Source organism: Aquabacterium fontiphilum (assembly GCF_009909205.1).
Lineage (GTDB): Bacteria > Pseudomonadota > Gammaproteobacteria > Burkholderiales > Burkholderiaceae_C > Aquabacterium > Aquabacterium fontiphilum.
In genome coordinates, this window is sequence record NZ_JAAAPN010000001.1 from 176,650 (window position 1) to 193,510 (window position 16,861).

General features: G+C 69.8%; 9 protein-coding genes. 5 read left to right on the plus strand and 4 right to left on the minus strand.

Translation table 11 applies throughout. The annotated features are described in order from the left end of the window. The first annotated feature begins 2 nt into the window (after window positions 1-2). Genes GTZ97_RS00765 through GTZ97_RS00780 form a run of 4 tightly spaced genes read left to right on the plus strand, consistent with a single transcriptional unit; the run spans window position 3 to window position 12,227 of the window. On the plus strand, window positions 3-1,244 hold the full coding sequence (locus tag GTZ97_RS00765; protein ID WP_161648592.1) for a hypothetical protein: 1,242 nt from the start codon (window positions 3-5) through the stop codon (window positions 1,242-1,244). A gap of 8 nt (window positions 1,245-1,252) precedes the next feature. Continuing rightward, on the plus strand, window positions 1,253-4,744 hold the full coding sequence (locus GTZ97_RS00770; protein WP_161648593.1) for a hypothetical protein: 3,492 nt from the start codon (window positions 1,253-1,255) through the stop codon (window positions 4,742-4,744). A 29-nt stretch (window positions 4,745-4,773) separates the two neighbouring features. Continuing rightward, entirely contained in the window at window positions 4,774-11,871 is a 7,098-nt protein-coding gene (locus GTZ97_RS00775) for an eCIS core domain-containing protein (RefSeq protein ID WP_161648594.1), read from the plus strand. Window positions 11,872-11,894: 23 nt separating this feature from the next. Next, window positions 11,895-12,227: a hypothetical protein gene (locus GTZ97_RS00780; RefSeq protein WP_161648595.1), complete on the plus strand. Its 333-nt coding sequence runs from the start codon at window positions 11,895-11,897 to the stop codon at window positions 12,225-12,227. On the opposite strand, the gene GTZ97_RS00785 is transcribed toward GTZ97_RS00780, so the two are convergent. Then, on the minus strand, window positions 12,205-13,497 hold the full coding sequence (locus GTZ97_RS00785) for an MFS transporter (protein ID WP_161648596.1): 1,293 nt from the start codon (window positions 13,495-13,497) through the stop codon (window positions 12,205-12,207). The genes GTZ97_RS00780 and GTZ97_RS00785 overlap by 23 nt on opposite strands. 120 nt (window positions 13,498-13,617) lie before the next feature. Here GTZ97_RS00785 and infA point away from each other — a divergent pair, with 120 nt between their 5' ends. After that, window positions 13,618-13,875, plus strand: a complete 258-nt coding sequence (infA, locus tag GTZ97_RS00790; RefSeq protein ID WP_161648851.1) for a translation initiation factor IF-1 — start codon at window positions 13,618-13,620, stop codon at window positions 13,873-13,875. Here infA and GTZ97_RS00795 read toward each other — a convergent pair. The 3 genes from GTZ97_RS00795 to GTZ97_RS00805 all read right to left on the minus strand — a co-directional run bounded on the left by GTZ97_RS00795 (window position 13,845) and on the right by GTZ97_RS00805 (window position 16,847). After that, complete coding sequence (locus GTZ97_RS00795) at window positions 13,845-14,927, minus strand: M14 family metallopeptidase (protein WP_161648597.1); 1,083 nt, start codon at window positions 14,925-14,927, stop codon at window positions 13,845-13,847. The genes infA and GTZ97_RS00795 overlap by 31 nt on opposite strands. A 60-nt stretch (window positions 14,928-14,987) precedes the next feature. Further along, window positions 14,988-16,424, minus strand: coding sequence for a glutamate-cysteine ligase family protein (locus GTZ97_RS00800; RefSeq protein WP_201748109.1), 1,437 nt, complete (start codon window positions 16,422-16,424; stop codon window positions 14,988-14,990). Window positions 16,425-16,493: 69 nt separating this feature from the next. Then, the gene (locus tag GTZ97_RS00805) at window positions 16,494-16,847 is read right to left on the minus strand and encodes a hypothetical protein (RefSeq protein WP_161648598.1); all 354 of its coding nucleotides are present in this window, start codon (window positions 16,845-16,847) and stop codon (window positions 16,494-16,496) included. Between the last annotated feature and the right edge of the window lie 14 nt (window positions 16,848-16,861).

Sequence of the window (16,861 nt, forward strand, 5' to 3'; positions counted from 1 at the left end):
AGATGACCTCTGCCGCCCTCCGCCGTCAGCCCGACTGTGACCCGCGCGCCGACGCCGACCGCTGCGCCGCCGTGCTACCCGAGAACCCCGACTGCACGCTCAATGTCCACTTCGGCCAGTTGCTGGGTGTGGATGACCTCCGCGCCCTTCAGGGCTTTCATCTGGGCCAGGCGCGTCGCCACCAGCGCGCCCTGCACGGTCACGGTGTGGTCACCGGTTTTGCCGTCTCAGTCGAGTCCACGCCCGATGAGGTCGACCGGGCCGAGCTGCGCGTGAGCCCTGGCCACGCGCTGGATGACGGTGGGCGCGACCTGCTGCTGAGCGAGCCTCAGTGCCTGAGCCTGAGCCGCTGGTGGGCCGCACGGCTGCTGGAAAAAGACCCCGACTACGCCGAGTTCTGGGGCCGCACCCATGCCCGCCTCACGCTGGAGGTGGTGGTGTCCTACGCCACCTGCCTGAGCGAGCCGGTGCCGGCCATCGCCGATCCCTGTCAGCGCCAGGCCAGCGACATCGCCTATGCCCGTGTGTGTGAAACCGCCCGGCTGAGCCTGCGCCGTGTGGCGCCGGCGGGCGAGGCGGAAGCGGAACTGCCGCCAACCGGGCCGCTTCCCAGCCCCTTGCCGGACGACCGCGCCGGCTGGGTGGCCTGGCTGGCCGGCTTGCCGCCTGACGCGCCGCCTGGCGCCAATCCCAATGCCGAGGCGGCGGAGGCGACGCCCCCGGTGGTGCTGGCCCGCTTGCACGGTGTGGCCTTCACCCAGGTCGATGGGCAATGGCAGGCCAGCGTGGACGCCGTGGACATGGCTGTGCGGCCGCTGTTGCTGTCCACCGCCACGCTGCAGCGTGTGCTGCTGCCTGGTCTGGCCACCCCGCCTGCGGTGGGCGGCCCGCTGCCCCTTGCGGAGGGCAGCAGCGCCAGTGGCGCCAGCGTCACGTTGGTGTTCAGCCAGCCTTTGGCGCCCGCCAGCGTGGCGTTGACCGCATTTGCCGTCACGCAGTTTGATGCCGCGGCTGCGGCCGGTGCGGGTTGGCACAGCCATGCTGTCACGGCGGTGGCCTACGCCGAGCCTGACGGCGTGCCCACCGCCACGCTGACGCTGGCCGCTGCCGTGCAGGCCGGTCAGCCCGTGCGCATCACGCTGCAGGGCAGCGGCCCCACCCCCTTGATGGGCGCCAACGGCTTGCCGCTCGGCGCCCCCGAAGCGCAGGCCGATGGCCGCTCCCTGTCGATCACCCTTACCTGAGGTCCATCATGGGCAAGCAAGACGAACTCCACACCGAATGCCTGGACGCGGGCGTCACCGATGGCCGCGCCTTCATCGAAACCGCCTCGCCGCTGACCCGCCTGCATTACTTCGACGGGCGCTTCCTGCGCGCCGACGACCTCGCGCAGGAGCAGGCCTATCACCGCCTGCGCGTGCATCTGGCCAACCAGGCCGGCGGCTGGGGCGTGGTCCACGGTCTGGATGTCGAGGTCGAAGGCGACCAGCTCACCGTGCTGCCCGGTCTGGGCGTCACGCCGGCGGGCGAATTCGTGATGGCCGTGGGCGAGGTGTCGGCCCGTCTGAGCGAGTTGCTGGCCGTGGCCAAGCCGGCGCCTTCCACGGGCTCTGGCGCGGCCGGCTTTGCACCCTGCACCGAGCCGACCACCGGCCCGGTCACCACCTCCGTGGGCGACGGGCTGGTCGTGTATGAGCTGACGGCGGGCCCCATTGATGCGCTGTGCGGCAACGAGCCGGTGCACGGCAAGCTGTGCGAATCGGCCTGCGTCTCGGATGCCCGGCACAGCCAGGTGCGCGACGGTCTGGTGCTGCGCCTGCGTCCGATCGCGCTGCCGCTGCCGCAAAGCCCGCTGTACGGCACCGCGCACCTGCGCAACCGCGTGGCCTCGGCGTACTTCGCGCGCGAGCGTGCCGCCGTGCCGCACCTGCTCAACCCGCAAGGCCTGCGCGGGCCCGTATGGTGCGGGCCAGCCAGCATCGGCGCAGCCAATGAACTGGTGCTCGGTGTGCTGGTGCGCGAGGGGCAGACGCTGAAATCGCTCGACATCTGGACGGGCCGGCGCGAGCGCATGGAGACCCAGGCCCGTGCCTATTGGCAGGGCCGGATGGCCATGCGCCCGTGGAACGCCTATCTCGCGCAGATCCTGCAGTTCCAGTGTCAGCTCAGCGCCGGGCTGGGTGCCGACGTCGACCTGGGCACCCCCGCTGACCCCTGCGACGCCTTGCGCGACGCGCTGGACCGCACGCGTCGAGAGATCCGCACGCTGCACAAGCAGTATGCCGACAGCGCCAAGCAGATGGTCGAACGCCTGGGCGGCCGTGTGACCAAGACGGATGCCACCTGGATGGTCAATGAGACGCAATCGTCCGTGGCGCACCTGCAGGCCCTGGATGCCGCGCTGGCCAAGCTCGATGTGGGCGTGGGCAAGCAGCATCCGTCGCGCTGGCTGCTGGCCAAGGGCTTTGGCGAGCTGCCGCCGGCCGGCTACCTGCCGGTCGCCGCGAGCCAGCCGGTGGCCGAGCAGCTTGCCCGCTGGTTCGGCGAAGGTGTGCGACTGCACTTGCGCGCTGCGCCATTCGACGCTTTGCCCCACCTGCTGGAAGAAGCCCAGCACATGAACCGCATCTCGCTGACCAAGGGCATCGACAACCCGCAGGCGCTGGAAGACGTGGAGGTGTTCGTGCCCGATGGCGCCGTGGGCGCCACGGTTGCACCACCGCCGGGCACATGGTGGCAGACGCGGATGCACACGCCCGTGGCAGGCAGCCTGGCGGTGATGTCCGTGCTCTCGGCGGGCCAGGAGACGATGGAGATGAAGATGGCCGATGCCGAGGCGACGGCCCCCGCGGCCGGCCAGGACATGCAGGCCATGCGCACCCACATGCATGCCGCGCCCGAGGCAGGCAAGGCCGTGAATGTGGCGGGTCGGCTCCCCGATGCGGTCGACGGTCTGACCCGCACCGACCGGGATGCCACAGCCGGACACCGTGTGACCATGGTGCTGGGCGCGCGACCCGCGCTGCACGATGAAGACGAGGAGCCAGACGACACGGCCGCCTCGGCCGTAAGCTACGCCGCCGCCGACTTGCGCGACGACCCGTTCGCACTGGCCGTGGGCGGGCAGTCTCCGATGCAGCTGGAGCTGGCGCTGCAGGTCGCGCGCCAGGGCCAGCCAGTGGGGTGGCACCTTCAGGGCATGGGCACGATGACCGTGCTGCATCGCAGCAGCCAGGGGCAGCGTACCGTGCTGCGCATCCAGATCGATCTGGACCAGCATCTGGTGGCGCGATGGGCGGGTCAGTCCACCAGCCAGCGCAAGCAAGTGCGGCGCAGCTACGTGATCACGCGCCAGGGCGATGCGCGCGACGGCCTCTTGCGCATCGACGATGGCCAGCAGGCGCCCGACTCGCCGCCCATCGACGTGAGCTGGGACGACATGCCGCGACAGGCGGTGGTCGGGCTGGACTGGCGCAACATGCTCAAGCAGGCTGCCGACGAGGCGACGCGCGCGGCCATCCAGGCCGCCATCGATGCGCTGGATGCCACCCCCGGGGATGGGCGGCTGGAACTGATGACCTTGCAAGCCCTGCCCGCCATGCCATCGGCCAGCTCGCCGCTGGCCGCGCGTGCGCTCAATGGTCTGACCCAGCTGGCCGACACGCTGGCGGATCCAGCGCTGTTCCACCGTGCCCGTCAGCGGTTGCTGCCGGTGCCGAAGGCGGGATCGGCGCAGGCGGTGCGCGCCGTGCACGACTGGGTGATGTTCCGGCGCGCGCGCCCGCATTTCTGTGATCCGGTCTGCAGCCAGCCGCTGCCCGCGTCGGTCACCGAGGCCTTCCAGGTCTGGCATCTGAAGGTGGGCTCCTCCAAAGAGCTCGAGATGCTCAAGCAGGCCTTGCAGCGCAACGACGATGCGGTGCTGGCCAAGCTGCAGCCGCGGCGTGTCGGTGTGCTGCGCTACCTTGACGACAACACGGCGCCCGAGGAGACGACCGCCGATGTGCGGGCCATGTGGCAGGCCGCTCAGCCGGCCAGCCGCGTGGCGCTGGCCTGTGTGTGGGAGCGTCGGCCCCAGGCGGGACAGGGCTGGCAGAACCACTTCCGTGTGCGCGAGATGCTGCGCATGCTCGACGGCATCGTGCAGCCCCCGGCCACCGGCAGCGGCGTGGTGGGCACGCTGACACGCACACCCGCGGTGCTGGATGACGCCGGGCTCGATGGCGGGATGCTGGTGGTCACGCTGGAGGAAGCGGCGGCGCAGACGGTCAGCCACCGCGTCGTGATGCTGCCTTATGAGGTCTACCAGCGCACGCTGGGGCAGATGCGCAAGCAGCCTGACCAGGGCTGGGCCGAGCTGGCGGACTACCTGGCGAAGATGAAGGAGGCCGCCGGGGCGGTGACGCACGTGGTCGAGCGGGTGCCGGATCGCATCGTGCAGTTCACCGGCGGCAGCCTGCATGCCACCGACATGACGCTGCTCCAGCAGGATGCGGCCTACATGACACGGCAGCCCCACGAACTGGGCTACCTGTTCCTGGCTTTCCGCGTGGACGCGCGTGCGCCGCTGGCCGCCGGGGTCCAGCCGGCTGTGCAGCACGATGCCCTGAAGAAGTTGCTGAACGTGCCTGGGGGGACGCCGCCCAGCGGGGGGGACGATGGCCACATCGCCTCGACGGTGACCGACTTTGGTGGCGCCCAGGTGCTCACGGTGGTCGGTGTGTTGCGCATGGAACTGAACTGACCGCGACGGGTTGATCGCACGGACCCATCATGGCCCAGTCTGCCCCGCCCCGCGCCGACACCAAGAAGCCGGCCACACCCGCTGCGCCTGCGAAGGACGCGGCGGGTCAGGGCGCTGCGGCCCCCCAGTCAGCGCGTCGGGATGATGGCAAGGCGGTCAATCAGGGCGCCAGCAAGGGTGCCGATAAGAGCGCCAATAAGGCCGCAGACAAGGCAGCCGACAAGGACGCCAACAAGGACGCCTTCGCCAGACTCGCCGCGCGCCCCAAGCTGGCCGTGACCGAGCCTGGCGATGCGATCGAGCGCGAGGCCGATGCCATGGCCGATCGGGTGATGCGTCAGCCTGCTGGCGCGCCTGCTGCCGCTGGGGCCAAGCCGGCGCCCACGGCGCGTGATGACAAGCGCCAGGCTGGCCCCGCAGGCCTCGCGGGCGCTGCGGACAAGCCTGTCCAGCGGGCCGCGTCGTCTCAGGCACAGGATCCGTCCGGCTCGAAACAGCCTGACAGTCCGGAGGCCCTGAAAGCGAGCCTGGGCCCGGGTGAGCCGCTGGATGCAGACGCCCGCGCGTTCTTCGAGCCGCGCTTTGGGCGCGACCTGTCGCACGTGCGGGTGCACCACGACGCTGCGGCCGCCGACGCGGCGCGCGCGCTGCACGCGCGGGCCTTCACCTTCGGTCACCATGTGGTCTTCGCCGCAGGCGAGTATCAGCCGGGCGGTGAATCGAGTCGCCACCTCATGGCGCACGAGCTGGCCCACGTCATGCAGAACGACGACATGGGGTTGGCCGCGGTCGTGGCGCGCGCGCCGGCGGCTGCGCCGGCCACCAACCCGGCCTATGCCGATCCCAACGACGTCCGCCAGGCTGCCATTGATCCGGTCAAGGACAAGAAGGCGCGCAAGGGCTTGGAAACCTTGCGGCTGCCGGAGATCAAGGCGCGGCATGCACCGGTGTACAAGAAGCGAGCGGGGAAGTCACTGAAACGGCCTGCCGGGTACGACCGTGACAAACCGGCCTTTGCCACAGACCAGGTCAACAAGTGGAAGAAGGCGGTCGACCTGGCCCCGCATTACGACAGCATCGGCTTCGATCCCGCGGGCGGACGGCAGAGCCTGACCTGGTTCGGCGCCACGCGCCAGACCATCAGTGGCACCGTCGGCGAGGTGGTCGAACGGCTGAAGGTGCCCACCTGGGCGCCGGATGGCAGCTGGTTCAACAGCCCCATGCAGGTGGACCACATCGTCGAAGTGCAGGTCGGCGGTGAAGATGCGTTCGAGAACTACGAGCTCTTGACGGGCAAGCACAACACCAACGTGGGCTCCTTGCTGCGCTCGGCCATCTATGCCAACGTCAAGACCTATCTGGCGGCGGTGGACAAGAACACCGGCGACAACCTGGTCAAGTCCTACCTGAAGGACAACGACATCAAGTTCGAGGAAGTGGAGGGTGGCGGGGCCGGCAAGAACCCGGAGTCCACCTCCCAGTTCTGGAGCCGCGAACAGATCGCCAAGGGCGAGCACCTGGTCTGGCTCAAGAACGACCCGCGCGCGGCCAAGGACGACGGCACGCACAAGGACCGCTTCGCGCTGTACTCTGACACGGGCGCCGGCTTCATCGATGCCTTCCCGCTGAAGAAGAACAAGGTCAATGTGCACAACAGCGGGCGGCTCGCGGGCTTGCGCATCGACTCGATCACGTTGACGGCCGATCTGGACCAGCCGGGGACAGGACCGGTCGGGACGCTGGAAGGGACGTGGGACCTGCCGCGAACCGTCAAGGTCAACGCCGGCAAGCGTTTCACCGCGACGCTCAACCGCATCACCAGCAAGCCCTACGCTGGGGCCCTGGCCAGCTTGAATCCGCCGGGGCTCGACGTGCCCGGCGCCAGCCCCGTTGCCTTCGAGCAGGTCAGCGTGGTGCGGGGGCAGGTGGTCGCCGATGGCATGCTCACCGCCAGCCACGAACTGTTCCAGGGCCTGCAGATCCCGGTTCGCTGGCGGGGCGATGAGCTGGCTTTCGAACACACGCTCTCAGCGGGCGACCTCAGCGACAAGCTCAAGCTGCCGGGCATCACCGTCGATGACGCGAGCCTCACGCTCTTGTATGGCACCAAAGGCCTGGGCGCCGAGGGCCACCTGGGCTTCACCATCAAAGGATTTGGTTCAGGTCATCTCACGGTGGGCATGCGCTCGGGCAAGGAGGCACCCATCCTGTATGCCAAGGGCGCCCTCACGGCCGACCGCAAGCTCTTCGATCTGGCCAAGGTCGAACTGGGCTACACCACGGGCGAGGGCTTCAGCGGCAAGGGCACGCTGGGCATCACCAACCCGGACAAGATCAAAGGCATCAAGTCGGCCAGCCTCTCGGTGTCCTATGCCAACTCGGTCTTCACGGCCACCGGTGATGTCATGCCCGACATCCCGGGTCTGAAGGCCGCGTCGCTGTCGGTCACGTATGCACAGGAACAGCTCCAGGTCACCGGCAAGCTGTCGCTTGATGAGAAGGTGCCCATGGTTGAGGCGGCCGACATCACCGTGTCGGTCAAGCAGGCGGGCGAGCAGTGGAAGGTGTCGGCCAACGGCGAGGTCACGCCCAAGATTCCCGGCCTCAGCGGGGCCAAGCTCGCCTTCGACTACAGCGACGGCACGGTGTTGCTGGAGGGCAGTTTCGACTTCAAGAAGGGCCCGCTGAGCGGCACGGTGAAAGCGGGCGTCACCAACGCGGCAGTCGATGAACACGGCAAGCGTGCCGACAAAGGCGAGGGCGGCACGTTCAAGGCGTTTGGCGCCGCCGACATCGACGCCAAGCTGATTCCCGACGTGCTCACCGGCACGCTCAAGCTGCGGCTGGCGCCAGATGGCACGGTGCGCGTGGGCGGCGGCCTCAAGGTCGACGAGGTGCAACTGTTCCCTCGGGTGCCCAAGGGCAAGGCCGAGTTCATCGACGAGGCGTATGAGTCGCCATCGGTGCCCGTGCCGGGTCTGGGCTTTTCAGTGGGCTCGGTGTCGGTGGGCGTCACCGTCTCGGCCACGGCCACGCTCAAGGCCCATGCCTACATCGGGCCCGGCAAGCTCAAGGGCGTGTTCATCGAGGTCGAGGAGTTCGACCCGGCCGCCGTGGACATCGACCAGCTCAAGTTCAAGGGCGGCGGGCGCTTCGAGGTGCCGGGCGACGCGGGCGTCAAGGTCGGGGCGCAGCTCAACCTGGAGTTCAGCGCGGCCGTGGCCAGCCTGGTGGGCAGCGTGGGGCTGGAAGCCGGCGTCAACATCCCCGACGACAAGCAGCCGATTCTGGGGGCCAAGACCGACTTCACCTACAGCGTGGCCAATGGGCTCGATCTGTCCAGCACGCTCAGCCTGAACATCAACCCGGCGCTGACCTTCCGGGTGTTTGGCGAGGTGGCGGCCAAGCTCAACCTGCTGGTCAAGAAGGTGACGGTGTGGAGCAAGAACTTCACGCTGGCGCAGGCCAGTTACCAGTTGCCCGTGGGCATCAGCGCCACCGGCACCGTGGGCTACAACTCCAAGACCGGCAAGATCACGCCGGAGAAGATCTCGGATGCGTTCAGCATCAAGCAGCCCACACTGGATGCCAGCACCCTGCGCGATGTGGCCACCAACAAGGCCGGCCCCCCCGTGGTCAAGACCACCGACGACCAGGGCAAGGCGGCCGGTGCGTCCGAGCTCACGCACACCGAGCCGGTGTGCAGCGCCGAGCCCCTGGCGTCGACCGAGCCCAACCAGTCGGTCATGCCCAAGCGCGCCGATGGCACCGCCGAGGCTGGCGCGCGGGCGCCCACCGAGGTCGACGAAGGCGTGGTTCAGCGCCTGGGCGCCGGCGAGCCACTGGACGCCGCCACCCGTGGCCACATGGAACAGCAGCTCGGTGCGGATTTCTCGCAGGTGCGTGTGCACACCACGCCGATGGCCGAGCGCGAAGCCGAACGCCTGCAGGCTCGCGCCTTCACCGTGGGCCACGACATCGCCTTCGCCCCGGGCGCCTACCAGCCCGACAGCGCCGAGGGGCAGCGCCTGCTGGCGCATGAACTGGCTCACGTCCTGCAGCAGCAGCGCGGCGTGGCCCGCCAGGTCATGCGCACGGACGACACGCCGGCCGCCTCGGCAGCAGCCCCCGCACCTGCGGCCGCCAGCGCCGCGCCACCGGCCGCGGGCCCTGCGCCGGCCGCGGGTGGCGCGGCTCCCCGCGAGGCCGGCGAGCCCGCGCTGGGCGACATCACCCTGCCGCAGCTCAAGCTGCCATCGCTGAAGTACACCGAAAGCGACGACAACCGCCACCGCCACGCGGCCTACCAGCGCGCACTCACGGCGGGCGTGCGCCGGCCGGCCGGCTACCGCCGTGCCGACCTCGACTCGCGTCAGCAAAGCCTGTGGCGACAGGCCACGCCGCCCGGCACACTGCGCACCGCCATGCAGACCGTGGTCAGCGGCCTGGAGGCCGACAAGGTGTATGTGGCCGTGCCGCGCCAGCGCACCCTGGCCAATGCCGGCAGCCATGTGATGGTGGGGCGCATGAACGACCTCGCGCTGGCGTTGCGCCAGCCCCGCTGGACCCGCGATGGCGATCCGCAGGAGCACCCGTTCGAGGTCGATCACATCGTCGAGCTGCAGATCGGTGGCATCGGCTACGACCGCATCGAAAACCTGGAGCTGCTTGAGCGCAGCGCCAATGGTGCCTCCGGCCGGGCCATCGACCGCTTCATGGACGAGGCCTTTGCCGCCTATGCGCGCTCTGACGCGGCGCGCAGCCTGCCGGTCGAGCAGCGTCAGGCCGAGGTGCTCAAGCGGCGCTTCCATGTTCGCTTCGGCAGCTTTCTGGCCGAGGGCGACCCTGCGGTCGGGCATCGCTACACCCTGGACAACGTGCTGGCCGCACAACCGGCCCAGGGCCTGCGCATCTACGACCCGTCCAACCTGACGGGCGCTCCCTCTGACGGGCATGCCGTGCAGCCCTGGCCCGCCGGGGTGGATGCCGCGCGCTACACCGGCTCGCCCAACCTGCTGGTGCTGTATCCGACCAAGCGCGGTGGCCAGCCCAAGTCGGTGCCCCTGCGTGACGGGCAGCCGGCCGACGCCGACCGCGTGCTGCGCGACTGGCTGCCCGGGCTGAACACGAGTGGCCTGACGCTGACCCTCAGTGGCTCGGCCACCGGCCCGATGGGGCAGGTTCGCGGCCGGCTCGTGCACGCCCAGCTGGCTGAGGGCGCGCGCGCCGATGTGGCCATCGACATCGTGCGCCTGCCGCGCCTGACCAACGCCGGCGTGCTCGACACCGACAGCCTGCTGGAGCGCTTCCGCGGCATCTTGCGCGAAGGGGGCGTCACGGCCCTGAGCCCCGTGGTCATCAGCGACATGGACATCGTGCCGGGCCTCGGCCTGACGGTGCACGGTCATGTCGAGCCCAGCATCGCGCTGCTGCGCGGCTCGCGCCTGGACTTCCGCCTGCTTGGCAACGACCTGCAGGTCTACAAGGCGTTCTCAGGCGGCGAGCTGGCCCTGGGCGGGCCCTTCCGCATCGATGGCTGCGACCTCACTGTGGCCTTGGGCACGCGCAGCGGGCTCACCCTCGACGGCGGTGTGGCCTACAGCATTGCCCGCCTGGGCCAGGGCAACCTGCGCGGTGCGGCCAGCCGGGAGGGCTTCCGGCTCACCGGTGATTTCCAGTTTGATCGCAACCTGTTCGATGGCGAAGCCAGCGTGCGCCTGACCTATGCGCGCACGCCCGACGCGCCCGAGGGCAAGCTGTCCGGCGGCGGGCGCCTGGCCATCGGCCCGGGCAAGGTGCGTGGCATCCAGCGCGCATCGGTCGATGCCAGCTTTGATGGCGAGCAGCGCAGCATCCAGGGTACGGCCGAACTGGCGATTCCGGGCGTCGAGTCGGCGACGCTGGGGGTGACGTTCGACCCGGAACGCGGCACCATGATCGGCGGCACGGCCCGCTTTCGCGATCGACCGGGTTTGCGCAACGGGCGCATCGAGGCCGCGCTTGCCCAGGCGGCTGGCAACAGCGACTGGTCGCTGAGCGCTTCTGGCACGGCCGAGGCGACCTTTGCCGGCATCACGGCCACGCTGGAGGCCAGCTACCGCGACGGCCTGTTCATGTTCGCGGCCGATGCCCCGTTCGCGGTGGGCGAGCGGGTGCGCGGGCGCGTGCGCGTGGGCCTGACCAACGGCGCCGTGGACGATGACGGCCGGCTGTTGGGCAGTCCGCCGGCCGAGGGGGCGGCCGGTGGCGCAGGCGGCGAGCTGCACCCCTTTGGCAACGGCACCGTCACCGTGCGCCTGACCGACTGGCTCGAAGGCGGCGTGGGCCTCAAGGTGCGGCCCAGCGGCGATCTGCTCATCAGCGGGCGCATCGGCCTCCCCGAGCCCGTCACCGTGTTCAACCAGTACCCGGCGCCCGAGCGGGCCCGTCGTGAGCTGTTCCGCATGCCCACCGTGTCCGTGCCGCTGGTGGGCCTGTCGGTCGGGGGCTCGGTCGTGGGGCTGGCGCTGACCATCAACGGCCGCGTCACGGGCCACGCCCATGTGGGCCCCGGTCGGCTGACCCGGACCGAGGTCGCGGTGCACGACTTCAACCCCGCCCAGCCTGACAGCCTGCATGTCACCGGTGGGGCGACCTTCGAGCTGCCGGCCGAAGCTGGCGTGGCCGCCTCGCTGGATGCCGGCGTGTCGCTGGGCGCGGCGGTGATCCGCGCCACGGCAGGCCTGAACGTCAGCGCCGAGGCGGCGCTCACCGCGCGTGCGACACCCGCGGTGGACATCGACTGGCGGCCCACCACCGGGCTGCATCTGCATGCTGGTCTGAACGCCTCGCTCACGCCCCGGCTGGCCTTCAGCCTCAACGGCTACGCCGAGGTGGTGGCCGATGCCTTTGTCACCAGCTTCACCCTGTGGCGCAAGGACTGGAACCTGGCCCGCCGCGAACTCGGCGGCAACCTTGCCATGCGTCTGGCTGTGCCGGTGGATTACTACAGCGACGGCCGGGGGGTGGTTTTCGATCCGGAGGCCGTGCGCTTTGAGGTGCCCAGCCTGAATGCCGATACGCTGGACCAGTTGCTCAACGCCCCGGATGCGGGGAGCGAGCGGGCAGAGCGAGGCGATCGACGCTAACATGTGGCACACGGAGTGTGCAGATGGCGTCGTCGTCTTTCGGGTTCGAGCAAGCGTTGGCCGTGCTGGTGGCAGCGGTCTGTGTGGCCTTGCTGGTGCGTCTGGTCCTGGGCCCGCAACGGCGTGCCCGGCTGGACCGGGCTTTCGAGCGTCTGTGGGTGCGCACCGTGCAGCGCCTGCGGGCGATGCGCTACTGGCGGTCGTCGCGCAACCAGGCCCAGCAGGTGCTGCATGACGCCATGCAGCGCGCACGTCAGCAGCCGTCCGATGCCGGACGCCCCCGTGTGCAACGCGAGGGCAACGTCTACACGCCCGACCGCTTCAAGGGCCCCGTCAAGGGGCAGGAAGAGGACTGAGCCGGGCGGTGGTGCGGCGCCCCACCCAGTTGGCCGAGGCCACCGCCAGCAGCAGCGCCCCGGCGGCGCCCGCGAACACCCACCCTGGGCGGCCATGGTCCATCCAGTGGCCCAGCACCGGCGCGGCCACCGCGAAGCCGAGATCCAGCCCCGAATACACCAGGCCGTAGACGCGGCCGGTGGCCCCGGCCGGCGCCGCGCGCTTGATCAGCATGTCGCGCGAAGGGCCGGCCAGCCCCGTGCCGAACCCGGCCAGCGCCACGCTGGCCGCCGCCGCCCAGGGGGCCACAGCGCCCGAGGCTGCCATCAGGAACAGCCCGGCCGATGCGGCCATGGCCACACCGATGGTGCGCTCCAGCCGCTGTACCCGCGCCACCAGAAACCCGCCGACGACCATGCCGGCGGCCCCCGCCAGCATGAAGGCGGTGACGACAAACGCGGTCAGCGATTCGCGCAGGCCGTAGAGCTGCTGCAGTGCCGGGCTGGCAAAGCCCTGCACCGCGCTCAGCGCCGCGGTGGACCAGAAGAAAAACCCGAAGCACAGCCACACCGTGGGCATGGCCAGCAGTTGCGCCAGCCCGAGCGAGCCAGCGCCCTGGAGCGCACCCGGCCGGGCGCCTGCGGGCTTGTTGGTGTGCTCTGCCGCGAGCGGGGTGCCGCGATCGTCCAGCGCGGCGCGCTGCCACCACAGCACGGCCGTCAACGTCAGCGTCATCAGTGCGGCCGCCGCGCAGGCGATCCGCCAGCTGCCCGTGAGCCCTTGCATGCCGATCAGAAAGACCGGCGCCAGCGCCCAGCCCAGGTTGCCACTGATGCCATGGATGGAAAACGCATGGCCCAGCCGCGGCAGCGCAACGCGGTGGTTGAGGATGGTGAAATCCACCGGGTGGAAGGGGGCGTTGCCCAGGCCGGCCAGCACGGCGGCGGCCATGAGCCCCACATAGGGCCCGGTGAAGGTACCGGCCAGCGCGGTCATCAGCCCGGCGCCCGCAAAGCACAGCAGCGCGGCAAACAGCACCGGCCGCGCGCCGACGCGGTCCACGAGAAAGCCCGAGGCGGTCTGCCCGATGCCCGAGACGGCAAAAAACACCGTCATCAGCAGGCCCAGTTCGGCAAAGCTCAACCCGAACTCGCGCGCGAAGACGGGAAACAGCGTGGGCAGCAGCAGGTGGTGAAAGTGGGAGATCCCATGCGCCAGGCCCACCAGGCCGATGGTGAGGGCGTCCTCCCGGGCGCCGGACTGCGGGGGAGGGGGGCTGGCTGACTGCATCCCCCGATGTTACAATGTCGGGTTCGTTTGCGAACCCATCGCGCTGCAGCATCCCACTGGCACCGTCAGGATGCCGTCAACAAGCGCGTCCAGGCAGACCCGAAACAAGCGCAATCAGACATGGCCAAGGAAGAACTGATCGAAATGCAAGGCGTGGTGGACGAAGTCCTGCCGGACTCCCGCTTCCGCGTCACACTCGACAACGGACACCAGCTGGTGGCGTACACCTCCGGCAAGATGAAAAAGCACCACATCCGCATCCTGGCGGGTGACAAGGTGTCGCTCGAGCTGTCGCCTTACGACCTGAGCAAGGGCCGCATCACCTTCCGCCACATCGAGCGCACCGGCTACACCCCGCCGCCGCGCCGCTCGAACTGAGACGTGCCATCCACCATGGCGGTGCCCACCAGTGAGCGGGGCACCCGCTCCATCAGGTAGCACAGGCAATCCTGTCGCACCACGCGCAGATCGCGCGTGATCATGGCCGGCATGGCCGGGCGCGCCAGCTGTAGCGCATCGCCCACCCGCTCGAACAGGGCCTCGGCCACATCCTGCCCTTGCTCGTCCCAGGCCTGCAGCGGCCGCGGATGCGTGCTGTGAGCGAACACGGCACCAGCCGGCAACTCGACGAAGTTGCGGTGGTCCATCTCGGCGTCGAAGCGCAGCGCCGCGTCCGGGTCGCCAAAGCCGAAGCTCAGCTCGGGCGCCACCTTGACCACGGCCAGCGCGTGGTACAGATCCAGCTCCGATGCCGGTAAGGGATGGTCCGGAAAGTCGCTGAGGTGCAGCGCCGCCTCGATGAAGCGCGCGGCCGCCATCTCGTTCGTGGCCTGGCCGGGTTGCCCACATTCCACCGCCACCGATGGACACCAACTGCTGAACGCCCCGGTCTGTGTACCCGGCGTGCCCCGAAACCACACGACCGTGCGCGAAAACAGCCGCGCCAGGTGCAAGGTCTGCGGGGTCAGGTCGGTCACCACGCTGTAGTGCGGGTTCAGGCCGGTGTTGTTGTGGATGTCCAGCGAGGCAAACACCCCGCGCGCGCGCATGATGTCGTGTACCCGGGTCATCAAACCGTGCTCCGGCGTGCCCACGTGGGCCACCGTGCCGGGCCAGGCACGGTTGTAGTCCGGCTGCCCGTCAAGCCGACGCAGGCCTTCGGCAGCGGCTTCGATGTTGCCGATGAACAGGCTCAAGGCCCGAGGCAGGGGCTGACGGGCGTGCTTGCGCAAGACCATCTGCAGCGCGGCCAGGCCCACGTCTTCGTTGCCGTGCAGCAGCGCGCAGACGAACAGCGCGGGTTCGCGTCGCCCTGGCAGATGGATCAAGGTCGGCCCGGGCAGCACGGTGTGCAGCAGCCGGGCTGGCGTGGTCAGAAGGCTGGGCGGCAGGGCGTGCAGCTCGGTCAGGTGGAGGGCGGGCTCAGGCATGTCTTGTCAACACAATCAGGCGGATACACATCGGGGGCATGCCCATCGGCTGGGGCGGGCTCACACCGGCCATTCATGCACCGGCAGGCCCTGGTGCTGCAAGGCAAGGTAATCGGCCGTGAGCTGGAACAGGTCGCCATGGCGGCCGTGGTGGGCCAGCTGCCAGACGGCGCCGTTCTGCCCGGTGCGCAGGCGCAGGGCGACCACATCCAGATAGCGCCGCGCGTCGGCGGGCGACACGCCGAGGCGGTGCAACCCTTCTTCGGCCAGCGGCAGCAACTGGGTGAGCAGCGCCTGCGCCGTGTGGGTCTTGCCGTCCAGCCACCGTTGGGGGGCGGCGAGCCCGTCGCGGGCGGCGCGGTAGAAGTTGGCGCGCGCGTCCTCGAAGGGCAGGGCGGCCTCTGGGGGCTGTGGCCGCGCGGCCAGCATGTGCACGGCGCCGTAATAGAACGCCGCGTTGGCCACCATGTCGACCAGTGTGGGGCCGGCCGGCATCACGCGCTGTTCGAGCCGCAGGTGGGGCTGGCGTGCGGCATCCCAGCCGATCAGCAGGCGGTTCCAGCGCCACACCGTGCCGTTGTGCAGACGCAGGTGGCTGAACTGCTCGGGCGGGTCGGCGCTGCACAGCGGCAGCAACACGTCGTAGTGCGCCGCGTTGTCGGCAAAGACGGTCGTCGGGTCGGCGCCCACGTAGCCGCTGCCGAAGGTCACGCGCTGGCCGCTCGGGCCGTCGCCACAGTTCACGGCCTGTTCGAACAGGGGGATGCGCGTCTCATGCCACAGCGGCTGGCCAAACAGAAAGGGCGCGTTGGCGGACAGGGCGACGATCGGGCCGCTGAGCACGGTCGAGGCGTTCAGGTAGCGGCTGATCGCGCAGGCCGGCACCTGCAGGTGCAGCTGGAACGACGTGGTGGCCGCCTCCAGCATGACGTTCTCGTGGGCCGTGTGCAGCGACCCGATGCCGTCGATGTCCAGGGTGATGGGCGCACCGCCGCGGGCGCGCAGCACCTGCTCGTTGAGCGCGCGGTAGCGGGAGGAGGGCGTCATGGCCGACAGGCTCAGATCGGCCTCCTTCAGCGTCGGCAGCGTGCCGATGGCCACCACGTTGCCGCCGTCATCGCGTGCGGCATCGTCACAGCGCGCCCAGATGGCGCGCAGCTCGGCCTCCATGTCGGACAGGGCGGTGCCGGCCAGCGCGCGGGGGCTGGCATTGAGCTCGATGTTGAAGCGCGACAACTCGGGCACGACCATGGGGTCGTCCAGGGCCGCCAGGATGCGCTGGTTGCTGGCCTTGGGAAAGCGGTTGCGGTCCAGCAGCCAACCTTCCAGCTCACAGCCCACGGTCAGGCTGTCTTCGGCGAAGCGCCCGGCTTCGAACCATTGCCGGGCCAGCGCGGTCTCGGCTTGCAGGGCCAGCGCGAAGCGCTGACGGTCGTCGTCAGTGAAGGTGGTGCGGCTGATTTCCTGTCCCATGGCGGCGCGACGGGTGGCAGACATCCCATGATCGCCGGCCGCACGGGGCAAGGGAAGTGCCCGCGCCCTGAAAACAACTGCGCTTGATGCGGGTCAATGCCCCGATGGGGTGTTGCGCCAGGCGTGCGTGAGCGCCTCGGCGAAGGCCGCGGGACCGGTCAGCGTGAGCCCGACGGTGTGCCAGGCCGGGGCGCCCTCGTGGTCGCCGCCGCCGTCCACCGTCCAGTCGCAGGCCATGTCCCAATCGTGCCCTTCTTCGAGCGGTCCGGGCCCGTTCGGAAAGCGGGTGCGACACCAGGTCAGCACCGCCTCGACCTCGGCGGCAAGCGCCGGCCGATGCGCGGCCTGCACCGAGGCCAGCGCCTCCAGCGTGTGCACCCCATCGGTGGTCTCACCGAGGTCAAATTCGAGATAAGCGAGGGTGAGCGCGTCATCTGGTGCGGGCATGAGACGATTGTCAC

Bases quoted from the DNA above. Each gene is read 5' to 3' on its own strand.
- GTZ97_RS00775 (WP_161648594.1), top strand. From the start codon at position 4,774: ATGGCCCAGTCTGCCCCGCCCCGCGCCGACACCAAGAAGCCGGCCACA.
- GTZ97_RS00795 (WP_161648597.1), bottom strand. From the start codon at position 14,927: ATGCCTGAGCCCGCCCTCCACCTGACCGAGCTGCACGCCCTGCCGCCC.
- GTZ97_RS00805 (WP_161648598.1), bottom strand. From the start codon at position 16,847: ATGCCCGCACCAGATGACGCGCTCACCCTCGCTTATCTCGAATTTGAC.
- GTZ97_RS00780 (WP_161648595.1), top strand. From the start codon at position 11,895: ATGGCGTCGTCGTCTTTCGGGTTCGAGCAAGCGTTGGCCGTGCTGGTG.
- GTZ97_RS00785 (WP_161648596.1), bottom strand. From the start codon at position 13,497: ATGCAGTCAGCCAGCCCCCCTCCCCCGCAGTCCGGCGCCCGGGAGGAC.
- GTZ97_RS00765 (WP_161648592.1), top strand. From the start codon at position 3: ATGACCTCTGCCGCCCTCCGCCGTCAGCCCGACTGTGACCCGCGCGCC.
- GTZ97_RS00800 (WP_201748109.1), bottom strand. From the start codon at position 16,424: ATGTCTGCCACCCGTCGCGCCGCCATGGGACAGGAAATCAGCCGCACC.
- GTZ97_RS00770 (WP_161648593.1), top strand. From the start codon at position 1,253: ATGGGCAAGCAAGACGAACTCCACACCGAATGCCTGGACGCGGGCGTC.
- infA (WP_161648851.1), top strand. From the start codon at position 13,618: ATGGCCAAGGAAGAACTGATCGAAATGCAAGGCGTGGTGGACGAAGTC.